At 37.6% G+C, this 24,219-nt stretch carries 18 protein-coding genes and 1 pseudogene; 15 read left to right on the forward strand and 4 right to left on the reverse strand.

Annotation, left to right across the window (positions count from 1 at the left end):
* Nucleotides 1-425: 425 nt before the first annotated feature.
* A complete protein-coding gene (locus tag CUC15_RS03395; RefSeq protein ID WP_114915359.1) occupies nucleotides 426-2,315 on the reverse strand; it encodes a terpene cyclase/mutase family protein in 1,890 nt (629 codons plus the stop codon).
* Between the two features lie 207 nt (nucleotides 2,316-2,522).
* Between CUC15_RS03395 and CUC15_RS03400 the strand changes: the two genes are divergently transcribed.
* Genes CUC15_RS03400 through CUC15_RS03405 form a run of 3 tightly spaced genes read left to right on the forward strand, consistent with a single transcriptional unit; the run spans nucleotide 2,523 to nucleotide 4,247 of the window.
* Nucleotides 2,523-3,674 (forward strand): DUF2515 family protein, encoded by a 1,152-nt coding sequence (locus CUC15_RS03400; RefSeq protein WP_114915360.1) that lies wholly within the window; start codon nucleotides 2,523-2,525, stop codon nucleotides 3,672-3,674.
* Nucleotides 3,592-4,044 (forward strand): CBO0543 family protein, encoded by a 453-nt coding sequence (locus tag CUC15_RS20790; protein WP_423241357.1) that lies wholly within the window; start codon nucleotides 3,592-3,594, stop codon nucleotides 4,042-4,044. The genes CUC15_RS03400 and CUC15_RS20790 overlap by 83 nt, the downstream gene beginning before the upstream one ends.
* The gene (locus CUC15_RS03405; protein ID WP_114915361.1) at nucleotides 4,041-4,247 is read left to right on the forward strand and encodes a hypothetical protein; all 207 of its coding nucleotides are present in this window, start codon (nucleotides 4,041-4,043) and stop codon (nucleotides 4,245-4,247) included. The genes CUC15_RS20790 and CUC15_RS03405 overlap by 4 nt, the downstream gene beginning before the upstream one ends.
* 149 nt (nucleotides 4,248-4,396) lie before the next feature.
* On the opposite strand, the gene CUC15_RS03410 is transcribed toward CUC15_RS03405, so the two are convergent.
* Together CUC15_RS03410 and CUC15_RS03415 are read right to left on the reverse strand one after the other, a co-directional pair.
* A complete protein-coding gene (locus tag CUC15_RS03410) occupies nucleotides 4,397-5,266 on the reverse strand; it encodes a polysaccharide deacetylase family protein (RefSeq protein ID WP_114915362.1) in 870 nt (289 codons plus the stop codon).
* A 750-nt stretch (nucleotides 5,267-6,016) separates the two neighbouring features.
* On the reverse strand, nucleotides 6,017-6,760 hold the full coding sequence (locus tag CUC15_RS03415; protein WP_114915363.1) for an SDR family NAD(P)-dependent oxidoreductase: 744 nt from the start codon (nucleotides 6,758-6,760) through the stop codon (nucleotides 6,017-6,019).
* 273 nt (nucleotides 6,761-7,033) lie between these two features.
* Here CUC15_RS03415 and CUC15_RS03420 point away from each other — a divergent pair, with 273 nt between their 5' ends.
* From CUC15_RS03420 to CUC15_RS03430, 3 genes and pseudogenes are all read left to right on the forward strand, one after another.
* Complete coding sequence (locus CUC15_RS03420) at nucleotides 7,034-7,381, forward strand: cell wall-binding repeat-containing protein (protein ID WP_162800255.1); 348 nt, start codon at nucleotides 7,034-7,036, stop codon at nucleotides 7,379-7,381.
* An 807-nt stretch (nucleotides 7,382-8,188) separates the two neighbouring features.
* On the forward strand, nucleotides 8,189-8,701 hold the full coding sequence (locus CUC15_RS03425; RefSeq protein ID WP_114915365.1) for a YusW family protein: 513 nt from the start codon (nucleotides 8,189-8,191) through the stop codon (nucleotides 8,699-8,701).
* Nucleotides 8,702-9,297: 596 nt separating this feature from the next.
* A pseudogene (locus tag CUC15_RS03430) lies at nucleotides 9,298-10,559 on the forward strand (glycosyl hydrolase family 18 protein).
* Between the two features lie 305 nt (nucleotides 10,560-10,864).
* Here CUC15_RS03430 and CUC15_RS03435 read toward each other — a convergent pair.
* Nucleotides 10,865-11,707 (reverse strand): HAD family hydrolase, encoded by an 843-nt coding sequence (locus tag CUC15_RS03435; RefSeq protein ID WP_114915366.1) that lies wholly within the window; start codon nucleotides 11,705-11,707, stop codon nucleotides 10,865-10,867.
* 394 nt (nucleotides 11,708-12,101) lie between these two features.
* Between CUC15_RS03435 and CUC15_RS03440 the strand changes: the two genes are divergently transcribed.
* The 9 genes from CUC15_RS03440 to CUC15_RS03475 all read left to right on the forward strand — a co-directional run bounded on the left by CUC15_RS03440 (nucleotide 12,102) and on the right by CUC15_RS03475 (nucleotide 24,149).
* Nucleotides 12,102-12,287, forward strand: coding sequence for a hypothetical protein (locus CUC15_RS03440; RefSeq protein WP_114915367.1), 186 nt, complete (start codon nucleotides 12,102-12,104; stop codon nucleotides 12,285-12,287).
* 389 nt (nucleotides 12,288-12,676) lie between these two features.
* A complete protein-coding gene (locus CUC15_RS03445) occupies nucleotides 12,677-13,945 on the forward strand; it encodes an OFA family MFS transporter (RefSeq protein ID WP_114915368.1) in 1,269 nt (422 codons plus the stop codon).
* Between the two features lie 594 nt (nucleotides 13,946-14,539).
* Entirely contained in the window at nucleotides 14,540-14,815 is a 276-nt protein-coding gene (locus CUC15_RS03450) for a CD3324 family protein (RefSeq protein WP_114915369.1), read from the forward strand.
* 484 nt (nucleotides 14,816-15,299) lie between these two features.
* The gene (locus CUC15_RS19995) at nucleotides 15,300-15,455 is read left to right on the forward strand and encodes a hypothetical protein (protein ID WP_162800256.1); all 156 of its coding nucleotides are present in this window, start codon (nucleotides 15,300-15,302) and stop codon (nucleotides 15,453-15,455) included.
* A gap of 355 nt (nucleotides 15,456-15,810) precedes the next feature.
* Nucleotides 15,811-17,595 (forward strand): S9 family peptidase, encoded by a 1,785-nt coding sequence (locus CUC15_RS03455; RefSeq protein WP_114915370.1) that lies wholly within the window; start codon nucleotides 15,811-15,813, stop codon nucleotides 17,593-17,595.
* Between the two features lie 679 nt (nucleotides 17,596-18,274).
* Entirely contained in the window at nucleotides 18,275-18,493 is a 219-nt protein-coding gene (locus CUC15_RS03460) for a heterocycloanthracin/sonorensin family bacteriocin (protein WP_242985991.1), read from the forward strand.
* 170 nt (nucleotides 18,494-18,663) lie between these two features.
* Entirely contained in the window at nucleotides 18,664-20,607 is a 1,944-nt protein-coding gene (locus CUC15_RS03465; protein ID WP_114915372.1) for a putative thiazole-containing bacteriocin maturation protein, read from the forward strand.
* The gene (locus CUC15_RS03470) at nucleotides 20,604-22,550 is read left to right on the forward strand and encodes a TOMM precursor leader peptide-binding protein (protein ID WP_114915373.1); all 1,947 of its coding nucleotides are present in this window, start codon (nucleotides 20,604-20,606) and stop codon (nucleotides 22,548-22,550) included. The genes CUC15_RS03465 and CUC15_RS03470 overlap by 4 nt, the downstream gene beginning before the upstream one ends.
* A 21-nt stretch (nucleotides 22,551-22,571) precedes the next feature.
* A complete protein-coding gene (locus tag CUC15_RS03475; protein WP_114915374.1) occupies nucleotides 22,572-24,149 on the forward strand; it encodes a SagB family peptide dehydrogenase in 1,578 nt (525 codons plus the stop codon).
* Nucleotides 24,150-24,219 lie beyond the last annotated feature (70 nt).

The following is a 24,219-nucleotide window of genomic DNA, read 5'->3' on the forward strand; positions in this document are numbered from 1 at the left end:
TTCCCTTTATATTAATATACCATTTCTCCATACATGTACGGTATTGGCGATACTGAAATTTGTATTGAGCAAAAGTGTGAGTTAGTCGTAGACATGTTTCATCTAAACGATTATAACAGATAACAAAAGAAACAATGAAAACCTACCTCTATCCAAATATTAGGGCGGCAAACCGATAGAGGAGTTAGAGGATGATATTCCTTTTTAATGTGAGGTGGCGGATAATGAATAGAGGTAACTCCTTCACAAAGATTTTATTATAATAACATGTGGTAAAAAGCTGATTTCATTTGAAATTGAAAAATATATGTTAGCAAAATGCTAACATGAATTTACCGCAATCTCATAAAATACGGTAAATTCATGTTAAAGCACTTTGAGAAAGCCGGACGGGGAGACCAAGGGTTCTTGACCCTCTGTCCCCGTCATTCTAAAAATTTTTTCCTATAATGACTCAAGGCTAACAAAGGGAAAATATATCGGTAACTATGGTAATGAATGTAAACTCCTCCTGCCATTGCTTGCCCTTTTGGATAGGATAGGGTCCAGTCCTTTTTATCAGAAGTATCCAGTATAAATTTTACTCCAGCCTGTATTTCGGGTGTTGCTTTGTCGGATGCTGCAATGAGCGCATCCAATGCCCAGGCAGTATGCGTTAATGTGCTGACTCCAAGTGGGGTATAAATTTCATTAATATCACTATAACAAGATTCTCCCCATCCTCCATCTGGATTTTGAATGTTTCTTAGCCATTTTAGCGATTTTTGAACGGAAGAATGCTCGCTATCAACACCAGTTGAAACCATACCGGTTATAGCGGCCCAAGTTCCGTAAATATAACAAATTCCCCATCTCCCATACCAGGAACCATTTTTTTCTTGATTGTTCTTTAGCCAATTCACTCCATTTTTTATTGCGTTATGTTTTTTAATCAAGTTGGTGAAGTTTCCGTAAAACTCCAGGGTCCTTCCTGTTAAATCTGCGGTAGAGGGATCCGTTAATAAATATTTGGCCCCTTCAATTGGAATAAGCTTTACAATCTCTTTATCTACATTTTTTTCAAAAGCAGCCCAGCCGCCATCATGATTCTGCATGGAAAAAATCCAGTTGATTCCTCTGTCCCAAGCCTGTCGGTAAACGGCCTCATTCCGTACCAAATGGGTGATCGATCGTAATGAAGCAGTTGTATCGTCTATATCTGGGTTCATGGTGTTCATATCAGAAAATCCCCATCCACCTGGTAAATTGGTTGGATTATGAATCACCCAGTCACCGTAACGGTAATGTTGTCGTGAAAGTAAGTAGTCATTTGCTAGTTGAATCATTGGATCGTCCCATGAAATACCAGCGCGTTGCAACGCATAATTGATTAAGGATGTATTCCAGACATTTACCGTTGTGAATTGCATATGCGTATGCCCGTCAATTTGACAGGCCATGCCTTTTAATCCGTCTACTGCTTTTGTGATTATTGGATCATTTTTTGGAAACCTAAGGGCTAACAACGAAAAGATCATCAGAAAGGTAGAACTAAAATAATTGTAAAAGGTCCCATCCGGTTCGATTCGGTCTACGATATATTTTTTCGTTTGTTGTATGGCCATAGTATGAATGTATTCGGGGAGTCCAATGATATTTTTTATTCCTTGTTGAATAAAGGAATAAAAGGAGCGCCACTCCCTGGAACGATCTAGGAAGAATTCGTCGTTTTCTGCCCTTCCCCTTGAAAGGAACAAATTAGAAAGATCGGGGCTTCTTTTTGTTTTTATCGTGAATTTTTGATCAGCTAGGATTAACATCGGAGCAATGTTTGCCCTTCCATAAACAGAAAAATCAAAAAAGTTAATAGGGAATGATACTGGTAAAAGAATAAATTCGACTGGAATTGGAAAAAACGTAGGCCATTTATATTGACCGGTTAAGGCGAGCATGATTTTGGCAAGCATATGACTTTTTTCAATCCCGCCCCATTCCAAAATCCGCCTTCTTGCAACTACCAATTCTTTATCCCCCTTATCTCGGTAACCAGAATACAAAAGTGCATAATAAGCTTCAACAGTAGCAGTTACATCTCCATTTTTCTCATCATAAAAAAGTTTCCAGGACCCGTTTTTCTCCTGCCTGCTAAGTATTCTTTCGACTAAAGCTTGAATGAGCTTTTCATCATTTATTTCTAAGGTGCGCAGCAAAATAATCATATAGGCATCCGTAGAGACGCCTGTTTCAAAAGGATAATCCCAGGATCCATCAGAGGATTGATCATTCTTTAATACCTCGATGATTCGATTGATTTCATTCGTTACTTTGCTTTTCACAGTTACACCTCCAAACAGCTATATCATTTTATTCCATCGCCATTGTAAAAATTCCAAAAACCCTAGAACAAGGCTTGTTGCTTTTTTAGTAGATAAGAAATTATATGATATTTCTTACTACATAAGTGCAACCAAGTTTTCTAAACTTTTCATCATTTATTCTTATACACATCCATAAAATAATTAGTAAAGGAGTGATGCTCCATCATTCAATGTTTAAAAAAGAAATTGACCAGCCAAAAAATTACTCCTGAACTAACAGCAATAAAAAAGGAATTAACGAAGAAGTCGAGACCCACGATTCATGAGAATCAATTAAGTGATGTGGAACTTGATTTAATCGAATACATTAATCGTGAAACGGAAAATAGAAATTTAAATAATGTGACAAGAACGAATGCTTACCTAGATTTTTATAATAGGTTCCCTGAAATCCATTGGGCTTTTCTAGGCCATATGGTTTCTCGAAACGGTGGATGGAACATGACCGATTTAAAAGGAAGTCTATTATCTAGGTTATTATCTACGGAGGAACAGAAGGAGTTTTTCACTTTTTTAGAGCGAGGCAATTGGTTAATCTTTCAGGATATTTATCCGCAATTACTGCTTTATGAAGAAAGCGTAAAAAGAAACACCAATCTTTTTTACCTTTTACCATTGTTTCATGTCTCCTTTTTTATGATAGTGATTTGGAATTACTTCTATCGAGTCAAAGATCGATACCTTTTGACCGTCGCACTTATTGTCAATGAACAAAGCTATTTGGAACAAAGAGTCATTCAGAATCATTATTATCAATCCACTGTACTGGAAACACTGGAATTTAAACTGCAGGAGTTATTGGGTTTAAATCAAATTATTTTTCCTTTGTTCGATGGAAAGATGACAAAAATTATTGGCCAAACGATTCACCAATTTTCCTCTTTACATGACCGGATTTTGTTGGGAAAAGGTTTGTATCAATTACTTTTTGATAAGGAGAACTACTTATCTCTTTATAAGTGGGCAATCCACCACCCCCACACAGGATCGAGAAAAGATTTTTGGTCTCATTTATTTAACGATGTTGATGAATCCGTACCTTGGGGTTCTTACCAGCGAAGAATAAAAGACTGCCGCATAAAGCAAAACGCCCCAAAATTATATAGTCCTATATTAAAATTTGCGTGGAATAATATGGAACAGAAAGAAGCGGAGAAGGGGGACTGGTATTCGGATTGGAAAGTTATTCATTATTTAAAAAAAGACATGTTTAAAGGAAATGGAGCTATTTATCATGAATATTGTAAAACACTTGAGAGAATCGAATTATCAATCCTCGCGAAAGAAGCAATATTACCGAAGAAATCAAAGAATTAATGCCTATTTATCTACCATTATTTTCGCCGCACTTATAGGAACGTATTTAGATCTTTTGCTGGTGGGGGCAGGTCTGTATTCCTTTCCAAAGCGTCCATTTTCAGAGGTATTTACAATTAATATTTTATTTACGCTTTGTATCCTGCCGTTATTATCTCTTATCATTATTTTTGTATTAACAAGGTTACATAAATTACTCAGGTACCTTTTCCTGTTCATTTGCAGTTTATTTGTATACATAGTAGAACAAACAGCAGAACAATATGGTTTATTTATTCATTCCACTTATTGGAAACATGAATTTTCCCTTTTTGGTTACTTTCTCTTCCTTATCTTTATTTGGAAGTTTTATAGCTGGCTTGACAATTGACAGAGAGATATATTAACTCTAGTGGTAAGTCATTTACAGATGATTATATTATTGATCTAAATGTAGTAACTGGTGCCACCTATTTAATTGAAAAAGACATACATGACCTAACTAAGGAATTTATTCAATTTAGGGGAAACGATGAGTTACAGGGTGATGTTAGCTACATTAAGAATACTTATAATAGTGATGATATAAATTAAAAGACCGCCTATGTTTTTCAGGTAAGCCATTTTCATTTTAACTGTAAAGTAGTTCTGGAACTTATTAAGTCATTTGACCACCTTTAGAAAAACTAATTGGATTGGGAATTTAATAAAACCAGTAAAAAAAGAAATAGAAGAGATACATTCTATTTCTTAAATGGAACATTCAACAATTCTGGAACTGTGACAAACTCGTAGCCTTGCTCTTGCAGTGCCGGGATAATTTGGCGAAGCGATTCGATTGTATTGGTTCGATCTCCACTCGATTCTGCCCCATCGTGCATGAGAATAATCGCGCCTGGATGAATGTTGTCTAATACATTGGAAGCAATAACTTCCGGCGGGTCTTCCTGCCAATCCAACGAATCAACCGACCAGGCAATCACGTAATAGTTCATTTCTCCAAGCTTTTCGACTAATTCATTGTATAAGAAGCCAAATGGTGGTCTAAATAATTTTGTCCGGTAACCAATAATGTCGTTAAGGGCATCTTCCGTTCTAGTTACTTCCCGCTCTAGCGTTTCGAGGTCGGATTCTTCGACAAGGTTAGGATGGGAGTACGTATGGTTTCCGATTACATGCTCCCCGTTTTGAATTCGCTTGACAATTTCAGGATTAGCAGCGGCTCTTGAACCTAACATGAAGAATGTTGCGGGTACTTTGTACTGGTTTAATACATCTAATACATCATTTGTAAAACGTGGGTCAGGACCATCATCAAAAGTTAAAGCAACTCGTTTTTGATCAGTAGGACCTTGTAAGAAAAATATATCTGGATACCGTTGTTGTAAAATTCTCAGGTCAACAGGCTGCTGACGTTCCCGTTCGGGATTTTCAGATCCTAATTTAAGGTCAGGAAAATCTTCTTCCGGATCATCCCGTATGTCCTCTTTCGACCATTGCCGCGATACATTTACCAAGGGTTCCTCATTCGCATAAACATTCATGACATCTGTTATCTGAAAACAAAGTAAAAACCCGGAAACCAACAACCACTTGAATATTCGATCTTTCATCCATTCATCTCCTTTTTTATTAATACCCGTTTAAAAGGGACTATTAATTATCACCATTGTTATTTTTGATGAAAGAGGGTTATTTATTCAGAAAGAAGGAAAATAGTTTCCATTTTTCCTGAATTATTATTGAGTATTGCAATCTTACTTGAAATATGAGTTTATTTAAGTCATTTTCCAGTAAACACAATTAAATCGTGATTGGTTACTTACCGGTTCGAGATGGTACTCACATTATTGCCTATGCGAAAGTACTCGAAGTAGCTAAGGGGGTAGAATATCTCTTTGTTCTGTTTAACTTGGGTCTCACTATTCAATTCGATTTTATAAATCCATATCAATACCAAAACTATCGCAACTGGTAACCCAATATATCCAAACAAAAAACGAAAAAAATATTATCAAACCACTGATCCATAACAATCCTCCTTGTATGTCATTCATCTTTATTGCACACCTGCCCCGTTTAACTACATTTTTCACAAATCTCCATTTATTCTTAACATGCTTTTCTAATTATTATTTAATTTTTCACATAAATTGGTACTAATAGAAATGAACCAGAACTCTTAAGTATTTATGCTACTTCTTTTAACGTAATTGAAAAAAGCCGATATTTTAAAATCGACTTTTAACTTCTTTTTATTAAATTAAAGCACCCGTTAACGGAATAAGTAAAATACTTATTTTCTTTTCCCTGTCTTAATAATTCAATAATTTCTAGCTTAACCATGAGTCTTTTTATATCTATTATAGATCAGAAATCATTCCGCCATCTACTACAAATTGAGCTCCAGTTGAATAGCTAGAATCATCAGAAGCAAGGTAAACTACTAAATTAGATACTTCTTCGACTTCTGCTCTTCTTCTTAGTGGAATATCTTGTTCAAGTTGCTTAAGATATTCTTCAACATCTGGTTGGTCAGCCATAGGTGTTTTGATAATACCTGGATGTACAGAATTAACACGGATGTTATATTGTCCAAGCTCAGTAGCCGCACCTTTAGTCATACCAGTTACAGCATGTTTAGAAGCACTATACGCAATAGCCGTTGGAGCACTTACCAAACCATCTACAGACGAGATGTTAATAATAGAACCTACGCCAGCTTTTTTCATAGAAGGAAGTACTTTTTGCATTCCTAAGAATACGCCAAGCTCGTCTACTCTGAATGTTAATTCGAAGTCTTTTACAGTCAGCTCTTCTAATGTTTTGAAGATACCAATTCCTGCGTTGTTTACTAACACGTTGATAGGACCAAATGTTTCTTCTGTTTTTGCTACGACTTCTAACCAGTTCTCTTCACTAGCAACATCTAATTTAAGAGCGATTGCATTTTCTCCTAATTCATCGGCTAGTTTTTGTGCTCCTTCAAAGTTAAGGTCAGTAATCGCTACTTTCGCGCCCTCTTCCACGAATTTACGTGTATGCATAGCACCCATACCTTGTGCTGCCCCTGTAATGATTGCTACTTTACCGTCTAATTTACCCATGATGTATTCCTCCATTTTTATACAATAATTATAGAAATTTAACAATTATAAGATAAAATAAACTTACAAATCTATTATCTATCTCAGAACTATTATTTGTCAAAAGAATAAGCTTAGCCAATTTGGATTTTGGATATTTCGATAATTAATTGACAATAAAATACTACAAATATCCTAATAGAAATAATTACATACGATCTGTTAACGCAGGAAAAATTTTTACCAGAAGCAACTGAAAATGCAATTGCGGACTTAAATGCAACAGAATCCATCGTGATTGGTGGAGAATTAGCTGTATCTAAGAAAGTAGAGGCCCTTCTGCCTAAAGCGAAGCGCCTAAGTGGCCATAGTCGATATGAAACAAATGTTGCGATAAATAAACATTTCGGAGTAGAAAGCAAGCATCTCTATGTAGCAACTGGACAGAATTATGCGGATGCCTTGACTGGTGGGGTACTTGCAGCTAAAGGTGACAGTGCTATCCTGCTAGTACATGATGAAGTACCGGAAGTTGTGTCTGCTTATATTACAGAAAAGAAATTGCAACGACTTACTATTTTTGGTGGTGATATTGCGGTAAGTGAAGATGTGGTAAATGATTTGCAAAAATTACTACCATAAACCTAAACAGCTAATAAGATCTAACCAATTATTAAGAACTCAACCTCTTTTAGGGGATTAAGTTCTTTTTTGATTAACTCAGGTATCGGACATGATAAATATACCTCAACCCTAGGTATTAAATGATGCTTTAATAATATATCGCTTAATGGTACAACTGGGTTAATTCAGTATTTAAAATTGCCAGTGGCAGTGGTCCTGCCATTCTAAATGGTTAACGATTTGATATCCTGGCTGTCGATCAGTTTTTGCAAATATAAAGTGTTAATCAATATAAGCGTCGCATTTCTTCTTCCTCCAGTTCAATATATTCCCTCCCTTGTACTATAAAAATGTCCTCTTTCCTTTAAATGGATTAGTGTATCTAATATTGCTTGAATGTACTTTAATTTACTAACGATTACCTATCCCGGTGATAGAGAAAATAGACCTGTTCGATAGCCTGATTCTCTTCAAACTCTTACCACGTTCTCGACAAATCAATTACTCACCGAGAAGTAAAAAAAGAAGTTGCTGAAATGATTGGAAATGATCCGTTAGTCATTTTTTTCAGGATTTTGGACATCCTCTTAATATGTAGCTTAAAATGCAAATTGTTAAGGAGGAAAGACGATGAAGAGTTACAGGAAGTTAAGCATTTTTAAGATGACTAATACTTTAAACAAATGAAGTAGAAATTCATTAAAAAGTAAAGAATCATATATCTACCAGCCAATAAATGAAGAATAATTTTATTTTGTTAGGAAACGGGCGCTTTACTGTCTAGTTAAAATCGCAGTACAACGGCACTCGGAATGGAGGCGGAAAATGAAACAAATTTTGTTTAACTCCTTATCTGTATTTTGTATTGCATTATTATCCGCTTGTGGAGGGCAAACAAATGAAACAGATAATACAGATCAAAAGAATGTTACACTGAACGATAATGGTGAAACAACTAATACGAATAATCTCAATCCACTTCATAATACACATGATCAATATAAAATGAAGTCGCAAATGGAAAAATTGGATTTCAGTGAAATTGATTTAGAGGTAACTTATGAGGAGCAAAAAGAGTATGAAGCTGAGATCAATTACGATAACTCAGGTTTTATTGGAGGGGAAGTTGATGATGATATAAATAATGAACACCTAAGGGGGAAAGCTGCATTCGACAGTATTTATCAAAAGGCTAAAAACCTGACTATCTCAAAAGATACGAATAAAAGAGATGTTATCGATCAAGTTCTAAAGTCATTTGACCTCCCTGCAGACTATATTAAATTCGATTTGGAAATCATCTTCAATGATGGAACAAGTTTGGAATATGTGGATTAAGATAAGACAGCTGAAGAAAGAGTTTTTATATTTTATCGAGCTTTAGAACTTCTCGAATATAATTTAAGCATTAATCTTTAAGTTGAATAAGAGAGGACATTCATATTAGTCATATAAAATATGAAATGTCCCTTTGTTTTCATTTTTTACTTAGGTCTAGTTAATAAATGCCTGTTTTAATACATAACTTATTGAAAAAAACTAGCTCCCCTAATAGTAAACTCATTAGTTTTTTTCGTAACTACCTTGTTGATTTGGCTGGAAAATGGAACAACAACATTATCTCATTATTACAGAGTTCTTCGTAAAATGGTTATCCATGTAAGAATTCAGAGAAGGAATTCGGTTTGTGTCTAAACGATTGGATGAGCTAAATGAAAAGTTCTCTAATCTATTAAGAATCCATTTTGAGAAGATTAATCAAAATGGATTCTTTTTTATAACAAAGTTTGCTCAAAAGTTTTAACAAAACTTGATTAACCAATCTACCTACGATAAAGAGCATATTTGGGAATAAAAGTTAATATCATTTAAATAGTCCTATCAGATTTTTCCTTTATCAAGTTAAATACAGTATGGAGTATTGGGGGCTTGAAATGTTTATTCACATCGTTCAGCCAGGTAACACATTATTTTCAATAAGTAGAATGTATGATTTGTCCATAGAACAGATACGTAGTGTCAATGGTTTAATGGAAACCAATATTGTTCCAGGTCAGGCACTTCTTATTCCACTTTATATATATACTGTTCAACCTGGCGACACACTGATTAGTATTGCAGGAAAAGCATATGTTTCCTTAGAACAATTAAGAGCAGTTAATCCTTCAATAACCCCCTATTCATTACAACCAGGAATGAAAGTTACCATTCCGAATATATCAGATTATCTTGCAAGTACTTTAAGTTTTTATGTTGTTCGGACCCCAGATTTAGATCGTGCAACAATTAGGGATTTTGCACCTTACACAACTTCAATTTCTATTTTTGAATTCCATATTGCTGCAAATGGAGATATTGCAAATGATCTTAATGATTTAGCAGCTATTGAAGAGGCTTGGAGAAATAGAGTAACACCACTTGCAACCATTACGAATCTCAATCCTCTAGGTTTCAGTACAGAAATTGTTCATCTAGTGCTAAATAATCCAACAGCGAGAACAAATCTTGTAAATAATATTTACTCCTTGATATCTAGAAAAGGGTACGGTGGAGTAAATATTGATTTTGAACGTGTAAGTGCTGAGGATAGGGATTTATTTACAGGTTTTTTACGTCAATTAAGGGACCGCTTTGCATCAAAGGGATATTTGTTAACAATAGCTGTTCCCGCTAAAACAAGCGAAGATATTCCCTGGTTAAAGGGCTATGATTATGGAGGAATTGGGGCTGTTGTCGATTTTATGTTTATCATGGCTTATGATTGGCATTATGGAGGAGGCGAACCGGGTCCTGTTGCACCAATTACTGAAGTTAGAAAAACAATTGAATTTGCCTTAGAAAGGGTTCCAAGAAGAAAAATTATACTTGGAGTACCACTTTACGGCTATGATTGGATAATACCATATAGACCTGGAACAGTTGCACCAGCTATATCAAACAAGAGTGCAATTGATACAGCAATGAGGTATCAGTCACCCATACAATATTCAAAGGAATATGAATCTCCATTCTTTCGATATAGAGATGAGGAAGGACTGCTACATGAAGTTGGTTTGAAGATGTCAGAAGTATGAGCAAAAAAATGATAACAGTTCGAGAGTATCGTTTATTAGGGTTAGGTGCATGGCAATTAACATTAGGGTTTACGCAAGGAACCTGGCTTTTAACAAAGTTTTTCACTATTAAAAAAGTATAATTATTTTTAATCTTAACATAATCTAAAAATCTTAGTGAAACATATTTCAAACACGTACTGCATGAAGTAATAAGCCTGGAAAATATTATAAGTAAGGATTCCTAGCTAGAAAAATGTGAAATGCTAAAGTAATTTATATAGTTTTGGGCTTCTCATCAATCTGTACAAATTGATGAGAAGCTTTATTATTTTGGTACAGTTTGGGACTCTAGAGGTCTTATCCATGCTGGGCAGACATAAAATCAGCTGGAAAGAATTTAATCTCCTTGGCTAACTTGTAAATAAGCATGAAACCTTACAACTTTTTATAGTGAATTCATCTCTATAATCAATTCCGATATACTTTTCACTTTTCTTCCGTTATATTCGGTATATTCTGAGTCATATAAATCAATATATACCGTTTCCATCCCAATGTTAATGGCTGGAGCAATATCATTTATATAATTATCACCAATAGATAATCCCTTTTCAGGCCGAATATTAAACTTTTGTAAGAGGTCTAAAAAATGTTTCCTTGTATTTAGGGGTTTATTTGCTTCAGTGATGATATATTCAAATATGTTCTGCAAATCTAAATTTTGAAGAATTCGATGTACATTTTCTTTCTGGCTGTTCGTCATTAGCACTATATTTTTCTTTTCTTTAAGATGTATAAGTGCATCTCGTAAACCAGTTATTTTGGTTAAATGAAACTGATCCGTTGCCATAAAGTTTTTCGTTTGAACATAGGCGGATTGTGTATCTTGTATGCCAAAATGCTTTGCACAAACATTTGGGATCCACCATCCGTCACTGATGGCGATTATCGAATCAGAATCAAAATTTAATGGTTGCGGATAAAGCTTTTGTATTAAATCGGCTTCCAATTCTTTTCCATCCCAAGTCCAAGCCTTTGTAACCGTTGACTGAACCGGATCTAATTTTAGTACATAATCTTGAACAGCATCGTATACTCTTCCTATTGTTACAACACGCTCTCCCGATACTATCTTTTCGTATTCCTTTGTAAAAAGTGGCTGTACATCTTCTGGCAGCTGTTCTTTTAATTGTTCCGAATAATAAACGAAATGATCTGTATCCTCGTATAAAGTGCCATCAAAATCAAAAATGATTAATTCCGCGTTTTCTATTATACTTCTTTCCATTTTTACCTCCACATTTCTCTAAGAAATTATCTACTGGTATATTATCAGCATAAAATGGTCTAAAATATATAAGAATTTAATGGAAATTTGAGATAGTATTGTAAGAGTTTGATTTTATAGGGTATATTAATCATTTTTATAAATAGGGCAGTTTTTGTCTTTTCATGTGAGTTTTTCCAGTACAGATTAGACATTACGCATAAATAGGACAAGTACAACGGATGAAGGGAGGTTCCTCGTCCGTTTATATACAGCCTCTTTTATGGAAAAGGTACCTGCCCCATCGTCCGTTGGAGGTTTAAAATGGGACTTGATATGTATCTTTCCTCTGTTCCAAAGATTGGTGGAATGGGGTTTGAAGAAATTCATAGCGCCTATACGAAATTAATACAATGTGGAAAAGACAGATAAGGAGGAAACGGATGTAGAAGAAAATGAAACCTTTAAAAAAATTGAAGCTCATATTCAAGAGATTGAACAATATGGCGTTCGTTACAGAAGTCTTTACACGCAAATTGCATATTGGAGAAAGACAAATCAAATTCATCGTTGGTTTGTTGAATTTGTCCAAGATGGATAGGGTGACATATCTTCCAGTGAAGTGACAAAAGCACATCTGCAAGATCTTCATCATTTATGTACTCTAGCCTTTTAAAAAACTCTTCTCCAGATAATTTATTACCTCATTGCCAGGACCCTATTTTGGATCACTCTCCTACGATAAATTCTATTATGATGTAATTGCCAGAACTTCTTTTATACTTTCTGATCTCCATTAAATTAATACATAATTACTATTTGTAAATTTATCATAATGATATATAATGATTCTATCATTGTTCGTAAATAAATTAATTTTACCTAAAAAATAATTATAAATATGCAATTTTTAATCAAAAATCGGACAATATATTTACATCTTAAATTAATGTTTGTTTTTTAGGTTGAATAGAACGAAGGAGTTATCATATGGATAAATTTAATAATAAGTGGATTCGTGCTGTGCTTCCAGCCTTATTGATTCACTGCAGTATTGGTACGGTTTACTGTTGGTCATTGTTTAAGAACGATATTGCCTTATTTATTGGGAAGCCTGTAGGTGAAGTGGAGTGGGCATTTAGTTTAGCCATTTTTGTCCTTGGCATGTCAGCGGCTTTTGGTGGAAAACTGGTTGAAAAAGATATACATAAGTCTTCTCTACTTTCAGCGTTATTTTTTGTTGCTGGGATGGCAGGAACAGGATTCTTTATTTATCAAAAGTCATTGATCGGTATTTACTTTTCCTATGGTGTTGTGATGGGAATTGGGCTAGGCATTGGTTATTTAACACCAGTAAAAACATTAATGCTTTGGTTCAAGGAGCAAAAAGGTTTAGCAACAGGTCTTGCTGTTGCAGGTTTTGGCTTAGCAAAGGTTATCGCAAGTCCTTTAATGGAAAAACTGCTTGGTGAAAGAAATAATGAGGGAATGTTAGTAAATGCGACAAATATATACACCATGTTTTATATTTTAGCAGGCGTATATTTAGTGATGATGGTGATTGGCCACTGGCTTCTAAAAAAACCAGCAGGATATGAAGAAGAAAATGTACAAACACAAAGTTTTAGTTATAAAAAGGTGTTAAAAAATAAAACATTTATCGGAATATGGCTTATGTTCTATATTAATATTACATGTGGATTAGCTTTAATTTCACAAGAAAAAGGTATGTTAGCGTTCATTGGATATGGAGCGATTGGTTTAGTTAGTTCGTTAACAGCTATTTTCAATGCAGGTGGACGGATTGTTTTCTCCGCGTGGGGTGACCGATTAGAAGATCGTAATTCAATCTATAAAATTATTTTTATGTCATCGGTAGCAGCCATATTAATAACGATTGTATTTGATGGGATTAATAATTCTATAGCAATCCTTATTATCATCTTGCTCTGTGTGATAAATGCAGGTTATGGTGGCGGGTTTTCATCTTTACCACCGCTGTTATCTGACCGCTTTAGTTTAGATAGTATTTCTACTGTACACGGATTAGCTTTATCTGCTTGGGCACTCGCAGGATTAACAGGCAATCAGCTCAGTGCTTTTATTCTTGAAAAGACAGAATCCTATACAATAGTGTTATATGTCATTGTGGCTTTGTTCACTATTGCAACTTTCATTAGTCTACTCGTTGTTAAAACTGATAAAGTATCTATTGAAAGTGAAGCATCAATTAGCAAAGAAAAAATGACAGCAAGTTGAGTAAAATACCTATGTTCAAAGGGTCAGTCCTCACTGCAGTGATAGTAGTGGGGACTGACCCGTTTTTTAGTGGAATCCTATTTCCGCAATGATATATTTCGTTATCTTACTCTTATATCCGAATACACACTGATAAGAAAGCGGGTATACTTTAGGATAAAACAATTATAATCATTCTTTCACTTGAGAATGAAGCGGAAAGTATGCGTTAATTAAGGTGTCGGACCGATAGACTCTTGTGAAAGGAGGCTGATTATATTGATCACAAATTCTGAGGTGATTTCCGCATAGCGGGAATCACTGAATGGGACCGTATCACGATGCGGTCCCTATTTATTTAGCAGTAAAGAAAGCAAACTTGCTTCCGCTGTATAAGTGCAACTAAGGCATATCGCCATAGAAGCTTGGTGAATACCAATTTTCCGATTTAAATTATTGGAAAATTTGAATCTTTCCATAATAGGAGAAATCATTTATAATTTGCTATGAGAAGGACTGTTTTAATAAAATTTTTGGAAAGGAGTTGTTACGTGATGAAAGTTATACAGGTTAATTTCGGTATAGATGTGCTTGTTAACAAGGAGGACGTAAATCGTGCAATACAAAAATGCAAAAGAGGTCCTTCCCCCTAGTTTGCTAAAAGAAATGCAGAAATATATTCAAGGTGACTTGATTTATATCCCAAAAGCAAAAAAAGAACGGGCAGGATGGGGAGAAGTGAGTGGAACGAGAGCGTTAATCGCTGAACGGAATGAGGAGATCTTCCAGTTATACAATAATGGAAAATCAATTGAAGAATTGGAGCGGAAATTCCATTTATCAATTGATAGCATACGAAAAATTATTTATAAAATGCGAAGAAATCAATAATAAATTTTTGATATAGCTTATAAAAGCGTGAAGCTGCAAGACCAAGCTTGACGCTTTTTTGGTAGGTTAGAAAGTATAACGACTTTCTTACTACATAAGTGCAACTAAGGCTGTCACCCAAAGGCTTGGTGACAACCAAGTTTTCTAATGCTGAAAAAAAGTAAAGAATTGTTTCACAAACCGGATGGTACAAAACGATTATAATTATTCTTTCGCTAGTTTTTACAACCCTTTCATGCATTAATAAGTATGTAGCAGTTGATTTTCGAGAAAGGAGGTAACAGGGAATGTTTACTAAAATTATTGAGGTGGCTCTCGTATAATCGAGGTTCAAACACATTACTTTATTTTTTTATAATAAATTCAGACCTAAGATGCAGAGGTTCTGAATCTTAGGTAGGAAACAATTGTTACCGAATTTCAGGCCCTGAGCCGAAGACCAGATGTCTTCCCGAATGTATTCTTAATTATAAGGGAGGAATTAATGATGCATATGGATATAGCTGTTTTTAAAAGTATTGCGTATGATCGGATGGAAAAAATAAAAGATGAAACCTACGGAAAACGAGTGATTAATAGAAGCAATGGAACAATGGATTGGAAAATGAGTATTAGCATGCTGTTGAATGCATTTATATAAGTGGGAAGTCTGGTAAAGCAGTAAAGCGGACGGAAATTTCGTTAATGGTAGAGAATTAAATAATAGATGATAAAAGCCACAGTGTGTCTCATGCACGCTGTGGTGTTTTTTTAATTATTATTGTATTTATTCAATTTATAACTACACAATAAAATGGTTATTAAATCAAGGGTTTAGGAATAAATAAATGAACGTAAAAAATACGGTCTTAGTAAATCTTTCTACTAGATTTAAGCAGTGCATGCATACTGCCCACTCTGCCCAAATATAATGAATCTGAACGTCTGATAATATCAAGAACATTTTAAGGAAATTCCAAACTGTTTTCACAGACTAAAGAATGGGTGGGAAGGAAATGACCAAAATGGTTCCAGATCCTTATGTCAATCAGCGTACGGTTAGAGATTTTGATTGTGAACCGAACAGTAATCAAATAAGTGTGATAGTGGAATATATGGGATCGCCTCGAGTAGAGAAGTGGGATTTAGATCAAAGGAGACCTGAGCAGCCATCTTTTGCATCGGAAAGGATTACGTTCTTAAAATATGTTACTGGCACGTCGGATTTAATTATCGGAATGGATGTGACCGGGAATGAAAGGGAGCAATTATTTCTCCTCAAGGAAAATGGTATGCTCACCTCACTGACCGACTCGCCTGAACATGTTCATCTATATGGGGGAAGTTCTCCGGACGGAAAATGGATTGCCTGGTCCAGCAACCGACGGAACCCAGCCTTTTTAGATATTTATATCCAGAGTCTAGAGACTTTAGAATCTCATCTAGTGTTTGCCGCAGATGGGATGTTTTCTGTTGAAAGATGGTTTCCTAATGGAAATGCATTATTGGTCAGAAGAACGAACTCTGCACTGGACCAAGATTTAGGGATTTTATCTCTATTAACTGGAAACATCGACTGGATTACGGAGCATTCAGGAGAAGCGAGCTACCGTAATATCCATTTCAGTAACAATGGAGATAAGATATATCTATTGTCCAACAAAGATAGTGAATTCTATGGACTGGCGTATATTCATTTGCCCAGCAAACAATTAACTTGGCTGCTGCGGGGGAACTGGGATTTTGAAGGATTGGCCTTTAATAAGGAAAATAACCTGTTTGCTTTTACTGAAAATCAAGGTGGAATCTCAAAAGGATATTTGTTTGATTTGAATCAAGGGACTCTTTATACATGGGAAACCCCAATGGGCGTGATTACCAATCTCACCTTTTTACCTCAACGACAAATGCTGCTTTTTAAATTAAATGGACCTGCGCACCCCTCAGAACTATGGGCACTTCACCTTCCAACTCTTCAGGCCCAGCCGTTAATGAATATAAGCAAACCTCTCGAAGGAGGAGAACTAACCGAGCCAAGACTGCTATCCTATCGTTCATTTGACGGTCTTCAAATCCCTTTCTTTTACTATAAGCCAAAGCCAGCTGCTAAGAAACATCCAGTTGTCATCTATCTTCATGGTGGACCTGAAAGTCAAAGCCGGGCATCCTACAACCCACTTTTGCAATATTTACTAAGCGAGGGCTTTGCCATCACAACACCTAATTTCCGTGGAAGCACAGGGTACGGAAAGACGTATACCCATTTGGATGATGCACGGAAACGGATGGATGCCCTAAAAGATGTGATATCCCTAGTAGACTTACTCAAACAAGATCCAGATATTGATGCGAGTAAAATCGCTGTTCTCGGAGGAAGTTATGGTGGATTTCTAACACTTGCGGCGATCAGTCACTATCCTAATTTATGGGCGGCCGCAGTTGATATTGTAGGAATGTCGAGCCTGCGAACGTTTATCCAAACAACCAGTCCCTGGAGGAAACGGCTTAGAGAAATTGAATACGGTACGGTTAAACAGGATGCGGATTTTTTTAATCAGATTGATCCTCTTAATCATGCTGACAAAATTACGGCTCCCTTGCTAGTCATCCACGGAGTAAATGACCCTCGTGTCCCCGTTGGCGAGTCGGAGCAAATCGTCAATAAACTGAAGCAACGAGGACATCCCGTTACCTATCATCGCATTGAAGGAGAGGGGCATAACATAGTGAAACAAGAGGATAAAATCTATGTTTACTCTATGGTGGCTACTTTTCTTGAGCAATATATGGGACGTGATTAATTATAATTTTAATTTGTATAATTATGTACCACATTTTGACCACGAAACGCATAGAACGGTATTTTTCCCGATTGTAATTAATTTGTAAAAGCGCAATAGTATTAGGTGTTTTGAAGAATCATTTTTGTTTGCATTTCCTCATGTTGTATCCATCCATAAAAGAACATAAAAAGTACGGACTTTAAGGCGCTTGTCGTGCAGCACAGTTATCAAAATGTTAAATTTTGGTGTTTTCAGGCTCTCAACCACTTTGGTTGGGGGCCTTTTTGATATGAAATGAGGTATATTGGTCATAAAAATATTCTTTGGCAACTTAACACACTATCGAAAAAGCGATAATCGATACTATTGATTTTTACAACTTATCTAAATTAAACAAGGATTCCAAGAAAATGGTGATTTGTAAGTTAATTTTAATCTGGATGAATGGGAATCAGCTATTTCATTCGATGAACAATTTGCCGGTTTTACCAATTCCGTAAAATTAGGCTCCTGTATTAGTAACAATACCCATCTATTTTACATAATGTGTTGATGAGTATTCGAAATATAAATGTATTCATCTGGTATACAGTTCTTTTCGATTTAACTCGTCTGTTTCCGTTTCAAGTTTTTAATACCTATTTTACATTTTATTGAGGAGGAAAAGTAAATGAATGATTTCCAAAATGAACTTCAAATGTTAAATGTTGGTGATTTCCAAGCGACTCAGGCAGTCCCTTGGGATCAAAATGAGTATTATACTGATCAATCAGGGGAGCAATTCGGATTTGGTTTTGGCAGATGCTTTGGTTTTAGCTGCTTTGGGTTCCGGTGCTTTAACTGCTTTAACTGTTTTAGATGCTTTAACTGCTTTAGTTGTGCTCGTTGCTCACATTGCTTCAGATGTCACGGCTAGGGAGGCATTTAAGACGGTTAATAGTTTAGTTTTTTATTTGAGAGAGACCCCTGTATTGTTGCAGGGGTCTTTCAATATAAGTTAAGGCATAATGGACAAATTGCTGTACATACGATGGTAGTGGTAGTGATAATGAACAATTATGGTCACAAGGGGTTAGGAGGATAGAGATGACAAATTTGAAACCTTCTATGCGTCTGAAAGTGAAAAGGGACACGTTTTATCTCCCTGAACCAAACAAAGGTGTGTATTTTCGAAACAACTTAAGTTCATTTCGTATCGAAGGTAGCGGAATTGATCAATGGGTTGAAAAATTGTTACCGATGTTCAATGGGGAGTATACGTTAGGGCAATTAACTAACGAATTGCCTGGCCCATACCGGGATAGAGTATATGAAATTGTAGAAGTGCTGTATGCAAATGGGTATGTTCGTGATTTAAGCCAGGACCTTCCGTATCAATTGTCGGATTATCATCTTAAAAAGCATGCATCGCAAATTGAATTTGTGGACAATTTAGTTGGTTCTGGGGCAGCACGTTTTCAAGTTTTTCGTCAGGCCAAAGTGCTGGCAGTTGGCTCTGGCCCTATTTTAAATTCATTGGTTTCTTCTTTGATTGAATCCGGTTTGACTAAAATCCAAGTACTAATCACAGACGAGGTTCCGACCAATAGACAGAGGTTAAATGAACTCGTGGAACATGCACGAAAAAAAGACCCAGAGGTTGACTTAAAGGAGGTTCCGCAAAAGGAGGAGAGTTGGCGGGAAATAGTGAAGCCCTTTGATTCAATTTTGTATGTGAGTCAGGAGGGAGAACTGGAGGAACTTAAGTTTCTTCATAAAGTTTGCAGGGAAGGGAAGAAAATGTTTCTTCCCGCTATATGCCTGCAACAGGTGGGTTTAGCAGGTCCATTAGTACATCCAGATTCCGAGGTGTGCTGGGAGTCCGCATGGCTCCGTTTACACCATTCTGCCTTATTCAAAAATAAGCAATTCCCCTCCTTCTCTGCAACTCCGGGATCGTTGTTAGCCAATGTGATCGTATTTGAATTGTTTAAAGAGGTTACAGGGGTCAGGGAATTGGAACAGAATAATAGAATTTTTCTTTTGGATTTGGAAACATTGGAGGGAAACTGGCATTCGTTTTTGCCTCATCCGCTAGTAACGAGCGATATATTCGCTGAATGGGTTGGCGATGTCGAAAACCGGCTCCAAATAGGCTTAGAGAAAGTTGAGTCAGGTAAATTACTTCTTTATTTCAACAAGTTGACATCAAAGGAATCGGGAATCTTCCATATTTGGGAGGAGGGAGATTTAAAGCAGCTTCCGTTAGCTCAGTGTCGCGTTCAGGTAGTCGACCCCTTGTCAGAGGGACCAGCTGGGGTGATGCAGGACATTGTCTGTTCAGGTTTAACTCATGAGGAGGCACGAAGAGAAGCAGGACTAACTGGGATCGAAACATATGGGTCTCGAATGGTCAGTTTGGCCGGTAATACTCTGCCGCTTGAAGAAAGTTTAGTAGTATCGGAGGAAATTGTCGGGGTTGGCGCTGGTGAATCGTTTGTGGAAGGTGTAGGCCGTGGGTTACAAAAGTGTTTGGCAGAGGAGCTTAGCAAGCAACAACTTAATCAGAAGTATTCTGTTTCTCTAGTACAGTTGAGTTCTATAGAAGATGAGAGATGCCGGTTCTATTTAGAGGCATTGACTACGATGCAGGGAGCACCAATTATCGGAACAGGAAAGGAAGTATCCGGTTTACCTGTAGTATGGGTAGGTACGAAAGATCGATGGTATGGCAGTGCAGATTTAAATATAACAATGGCGTTACGGAGGGCATTACAGCAGGCCCTTATAAAAGTGCAAAACGAATCTGATTCCTCTAATGAACTAGCCTGTGAGGCAACGTCCGTATTTTTGGAAGAGAAAATGCCGGTTAGTCTTAGTATTCCTGCGAGTCAAGAGAGGATACAAGCTGACGTCCTACAAGGAGCCACGGAAATATTAAAAAGGAATGGAAAACGGGTCTTAGTGTTCGAATTAGGACTTGAGCCTGATTTTAAAGAGCAACTAGACGGGGTGTTTGGTGTTTTGCTGCGAGGGGAGGATTCACAATGAGTTCCTTCGTGTTGATTGTCGGAGAAGGGGGGCTGGCAGAACTTGTTAGTAATGAACTGTCAGCACACCATCAAGTTATTCGCAAGTCCAATTTTGAAGAGGGAGTTCCAAAAAATACAGATTTGGCCCTTGTTTTGGATGATGGTTGGGACCCCTCTGTTCATCAAAAGGCAGAAGAAGTGTTAAAAAAGACTGGTATTCCCTGGCTCAGAGGCTTCGTTTCATTTGGAGAAGGTATAGTTGGTCCGCTTGTACGCCCAGGTGCAGCCGGTTGTTCTCAATGCGCGGACATGAGACGTCTCATGGGAGGACGTGACCGTACAGAGATGTGGGAGGTACAACAGAGGCCGGATGTGGCCAGAGGAATGGGAAGTGACCCGTGGGCTTCTAGTAACGGACTATTGCAAATGGCTTACCTGATTGGAGTTGAGGTACAGAATATATTACAAGGTGAGCAGGCTTATTCGAAAGGGAAAGTATATCTAACTGACTTGAAAACACTGAATAGCTCATGGCATTCTTTTCTGCCCAACCCGTTATGTCCTGTCTGTGGTGAATTACCTGATGATTCAAAAGCATTAGCCCGTATTTCATTGCAGCCAAGTCCGAAAGTCAGTTCCAACAGTTTCCGCTGTCGTCCGTTGGATGAAATGAAAGAAGCTATTGTCAAAGACTATCTGGATAATCGTACTGGTCTTTTGAATAGTAAAATGTATGACCTAGTGCCTCCATTTGCCGATGCGAGTGTCAATCTGCCTATGTTAGCAGGGGACGAAGGGACAGCTGGCCGGACTCATTCATACGAAGAAAGCGTGTTGACAGCCATTTTAGAGGGAGTGGAGCGGCACTGCGGTTTAGGGCCACGTGGCAAACGGACAGTAGTACATGATAGTTTTCGTAACCTGGAAAATCAAGCACTCAATCCATTAAAGGTAGGTGTACACGCAAAGGAACAATATGCGCAGCGCGGTTTTCCATTTAAATCGTTTGATCCTGACCGTTCGATTAATTGGGTATGGGGTTATTCGTTGTTAGAAGAGCGTCCCATACTGGTACCTGAGCTCCTTGCCTATTATAGTGTTGGACACAGGTCGCAAGGTTTTATCTATGAAACTTCCAATGGCTGTGCGCTAGGGGGAAGTTTAGAGGAGGCCATTTTCTACGGAATTATGGAAGTGGTCGAGCGTGATTCATTCCTGATGACATGGTACGCGAAGCTGAATCTTCCGCGGCTGGATCCTTTTACAGCTGACGACCAGGAGTTGGAATTAATGGTCGAACGGATGCGAGCGGTTGCTGGGTATGATTTGTATTTGTATAATTCCACGATGGAACATGGTATTCCAAGTATTTGGGCAATGGCTAAAAACAGAAAGGAAAAGGGATTGAATCTCATCTGTGCAGCCGGAGCTCATCTGGATCCGGTACGGGCGGTGAAAAGCGCAGTTCACGAGCTTGCCGGCATGATGCTGAACCTTGATGAAAATTTTGAGGAGAACCAGGAGGAATATGAAAGAATGCTGCATGATTCTTCCTTAGTTAGACAGATGAGTGACCACGGCATGCTTTACGGTTTGCCGCAAGCAGAAGAGCGCTTAAGTTTTTTGCTTGACAACAATGACCCAATGCGGACGTTTAAGGAGGAGTTTAAGTGGAAGTCGAATCATACGGATCTTACCGATGATTTGCAAGACATACTTCAGGTGTTCCGTCAGTTAAACCTAGATGTAATTATAGTAGACCAGTCGACACCGGAAACGATACGAAACAGATTACATTGCGTAAAAGTACTGATTCCGGGGATGCTGCCGATGACATTCGGGCATCACCTTACTCGTCTGACTGGGCTTGAGAGGGTACTCCAGGTCCCTATGGAGCTAAGGTTTACGAATAAACCATTGACACCAGAACAACTCAATCCATATCCACACCCGTTTCCTTAACCAGTGATTAGGAGGTAGAGGATGAGTCTGGAAGAATTTTTGCATAACCTTCATTTTAATATTGATAAGGCAAATCAGCCGAACTGGGAAGTGAATTGGGAAGATGCACCTCTTGCATATAAACTCTATCGTGGATTACCGGTTGTTCCATTGTCCACGGAAGTACCGCTGACGCTTACTGGAGGAGAACCTCCCGCAAGACTGGACCTGAATAGAGTCGGTCATTTTCTCTGGTATGTATTCGGTTTTACTCAATTGAGCCAATCCGTCTTTCCAAAGGATTCCACAGAACAAGATTCTTTCCCTTTGCAGTCGTATCGGCGGTTTGCTCCTTCTGGCGGGGCGCTGTATCCTAACGAATTGTACGTGTATTTGAAGGTAGAGGGACTCCCAGATGGAGTATATCATTATGATGTAGCACACCATAGTCTGGTGTTACTGAGGGAAGGGAATTTCGATTCCTATTTAGCCAGGGCTTTGGGCAATCGGTGTGACATCTCCTCGTGTTTTGGTATTGTCTTTGTGTCGACAATGTTCTGGAAAAATTTCTTTAAATACAACAACTTTGCGTATCGACTTCAAGGGTTGGATGCTGGTGTGCTGATTGGACAGTTAATGGAGGTATCGAAAAGGTTTGGCTTCGCGTCAGGTGTGTACTTTCAATTTCTTGATAACGCAATCAATCATCTGCTTGGACTATCGGAACTGGAGGAGAGCGTATATAGTGTAATCCCGCTATCGGTGGAAGCCACTATCTGGTCTGCTAACGGAAGGGATCTATACAAAAATATTATATCGGAAGAATTGAAACAAGAGCTGCCAGCAATTCAACCAGAACATATCGAGCGGTCACTTAGTGTCAGAGAATATCCGATGATAACTGCTATGAATGAAGCCTCTAAACTGGATTCCACATCTTCATTTCGGGTGATCGTGGGAAGGGAAGTTCCTGAACGTGTGGAGCGTACGATGGCATTGCCTCAAGTAAAGCCCCTGTCGTATGATCTGGCCGAGGCTTGCGGGAACCGATTTTCTCCCGACATGGATTTCAATTTAGGGAAGGTTAGTCAACAACAACTGGCCACCCTTCTTCAAGAGGCAACGGCTTCTTTTTCATACAGAAATGATTTGGATGAAGCATATAGGAGTAATGGCCCTCGTGTAACAATTCACAGCTGTTTATATAATGTCGAAGGTATTTCAAATGGGGCTTACTATTATGACAGCGCAAAGCATATATTAAGAGAAATATGCCCTGGAGACCATCGACTCCATTTGCAGACTGGAATGTCTCTGGATAATGTGAATTTGCTCCAAGTGCCACTTTGCCTGCATGTAGCTGGTGATAAGGAATTCTATAAAACAGAACTAGGATACAGGGGTTACCGAATCCAACAGATGGAAGCAGGCATGCTCGTGCAACGATTGCTTTTGGCTGCATCAGCTCTTGGGATGGGAGGGCACCCGCTTCTCGGATTTGACGCGAATTTGAGTGATGAACTCTATAAAATGAATCAAAAAGGAAAGACTAGCCTAATCCAAATCCCAATTGGTCCCTATCGTCCTCGTCCTTGGCTGAGGGGAAGCTTGCACAGCTAATAGAGTTTAATATTGAGGAAAAGCTACTTATCATACATTTTTTTCAGTTATCTAATTAGTTAACAACTAT

It is taken from the genome of Oceanobacillus zhaokaii, assembly GCF_003352005.1.
Classification (GTDB): domain Bacteria; phylum Bacillota; class Bacilli; order Bacillales; family Amphibacillaceae; genus Oceanobacillus; species Oceanobacillus zhaokaii.

What these genes read in the sequence shown, in the direction of transcription:
- CUC15_RS03445 (WP_114915368.1), top strand. Translation starts at nt 12,677, where the DNA reads ATGGATAAATTTAATAATAAGTGGATTCGTGCTGTGCTTCCAGCCTTA.
- CUC15_RS03470 (WP_114915373.1), top strand. Translation starts at nt 20,604, where the DNA reads ATGAGTTCCTTCGTGTTGATTGTCGGAGAAGGGGGGCTGGCAGAACTT.
- CUC15_RS03455 (WP_114915370.1), top strand. Translation starts at nt 15,811, where the DNA reads ATGACCAAAATGGTTCCAGATCCTTATGTCAATCAGCGTACGGTTAGA.
- CUC15_RS03425 (WP_114915365.1), top strand. Translation starts at nt 8,189, where the DNA reads ATGAAACAAATTTTGTTTAACTCCTTATCTGTATTTTGTATTGCATTA.
- CUC15_RS20790 (WP_423241357.1), top strand. Translation starts at nt 3,592, where the DNA reads ATGAATATTGTAAAACACTTGAGAGAATCGAATTATCAATCCTCGCGA.
- CUC15_RS03475 (WP_114915374.1), top strand. Translation starts at nt 22,572, where the DNA reads ATGAGTCTGGAAGAATTTTTGCATAACCTTCATTTTAATATTGATAAG.
- CUC15_RS03435 (WP_114915366.1), bottom strand. Translation starts at nt 11,707, where the DNA reads ATGGAAAGAAGTATAATAGAAAACGCGGAATTAATCATTTTTGATTTT.
- CUC15_RS19995 (WP_162800256.1), top strand. Translation starts at nt 15,300, where the DNA reads ATGATGCATATGGATATAGCTGTTTTTAAAAGTATTGCGTATGATCGG.
- CUC15_RS03410 (WP_114915362.1), bottom strand. Translation starts at nt 5,266, where the DNA reads ATGAAAGATCGAATATTCAAGTGGTTGTTGGTTTCCGGGTTTTTACTT.
- CUC15_RS03415 (WP_114915363.1), bottom strand. Translation starts at nt 6,760, where the DNA reads ATGGGTAAATTAGACGGTAAAGTAGCAATCATTACAGGGGCAGCACAA.
- CUC15_RS03460 (WP_242985991.1), top strand. Translation starts at nt 18,275, where the DNA reads ATGTTAAATGTTGGTGATTTCCAAGCGACTCAGGCAGTCCCTTGGGAT.
- CUC15_RS03465 (WP_114915372.1), top strand. Translation starts at nt 18,664, where the DNA reads ATGACAAATTTGAAACCTTCTATGCGTCTGAAAGTGAAAAGGGACACG.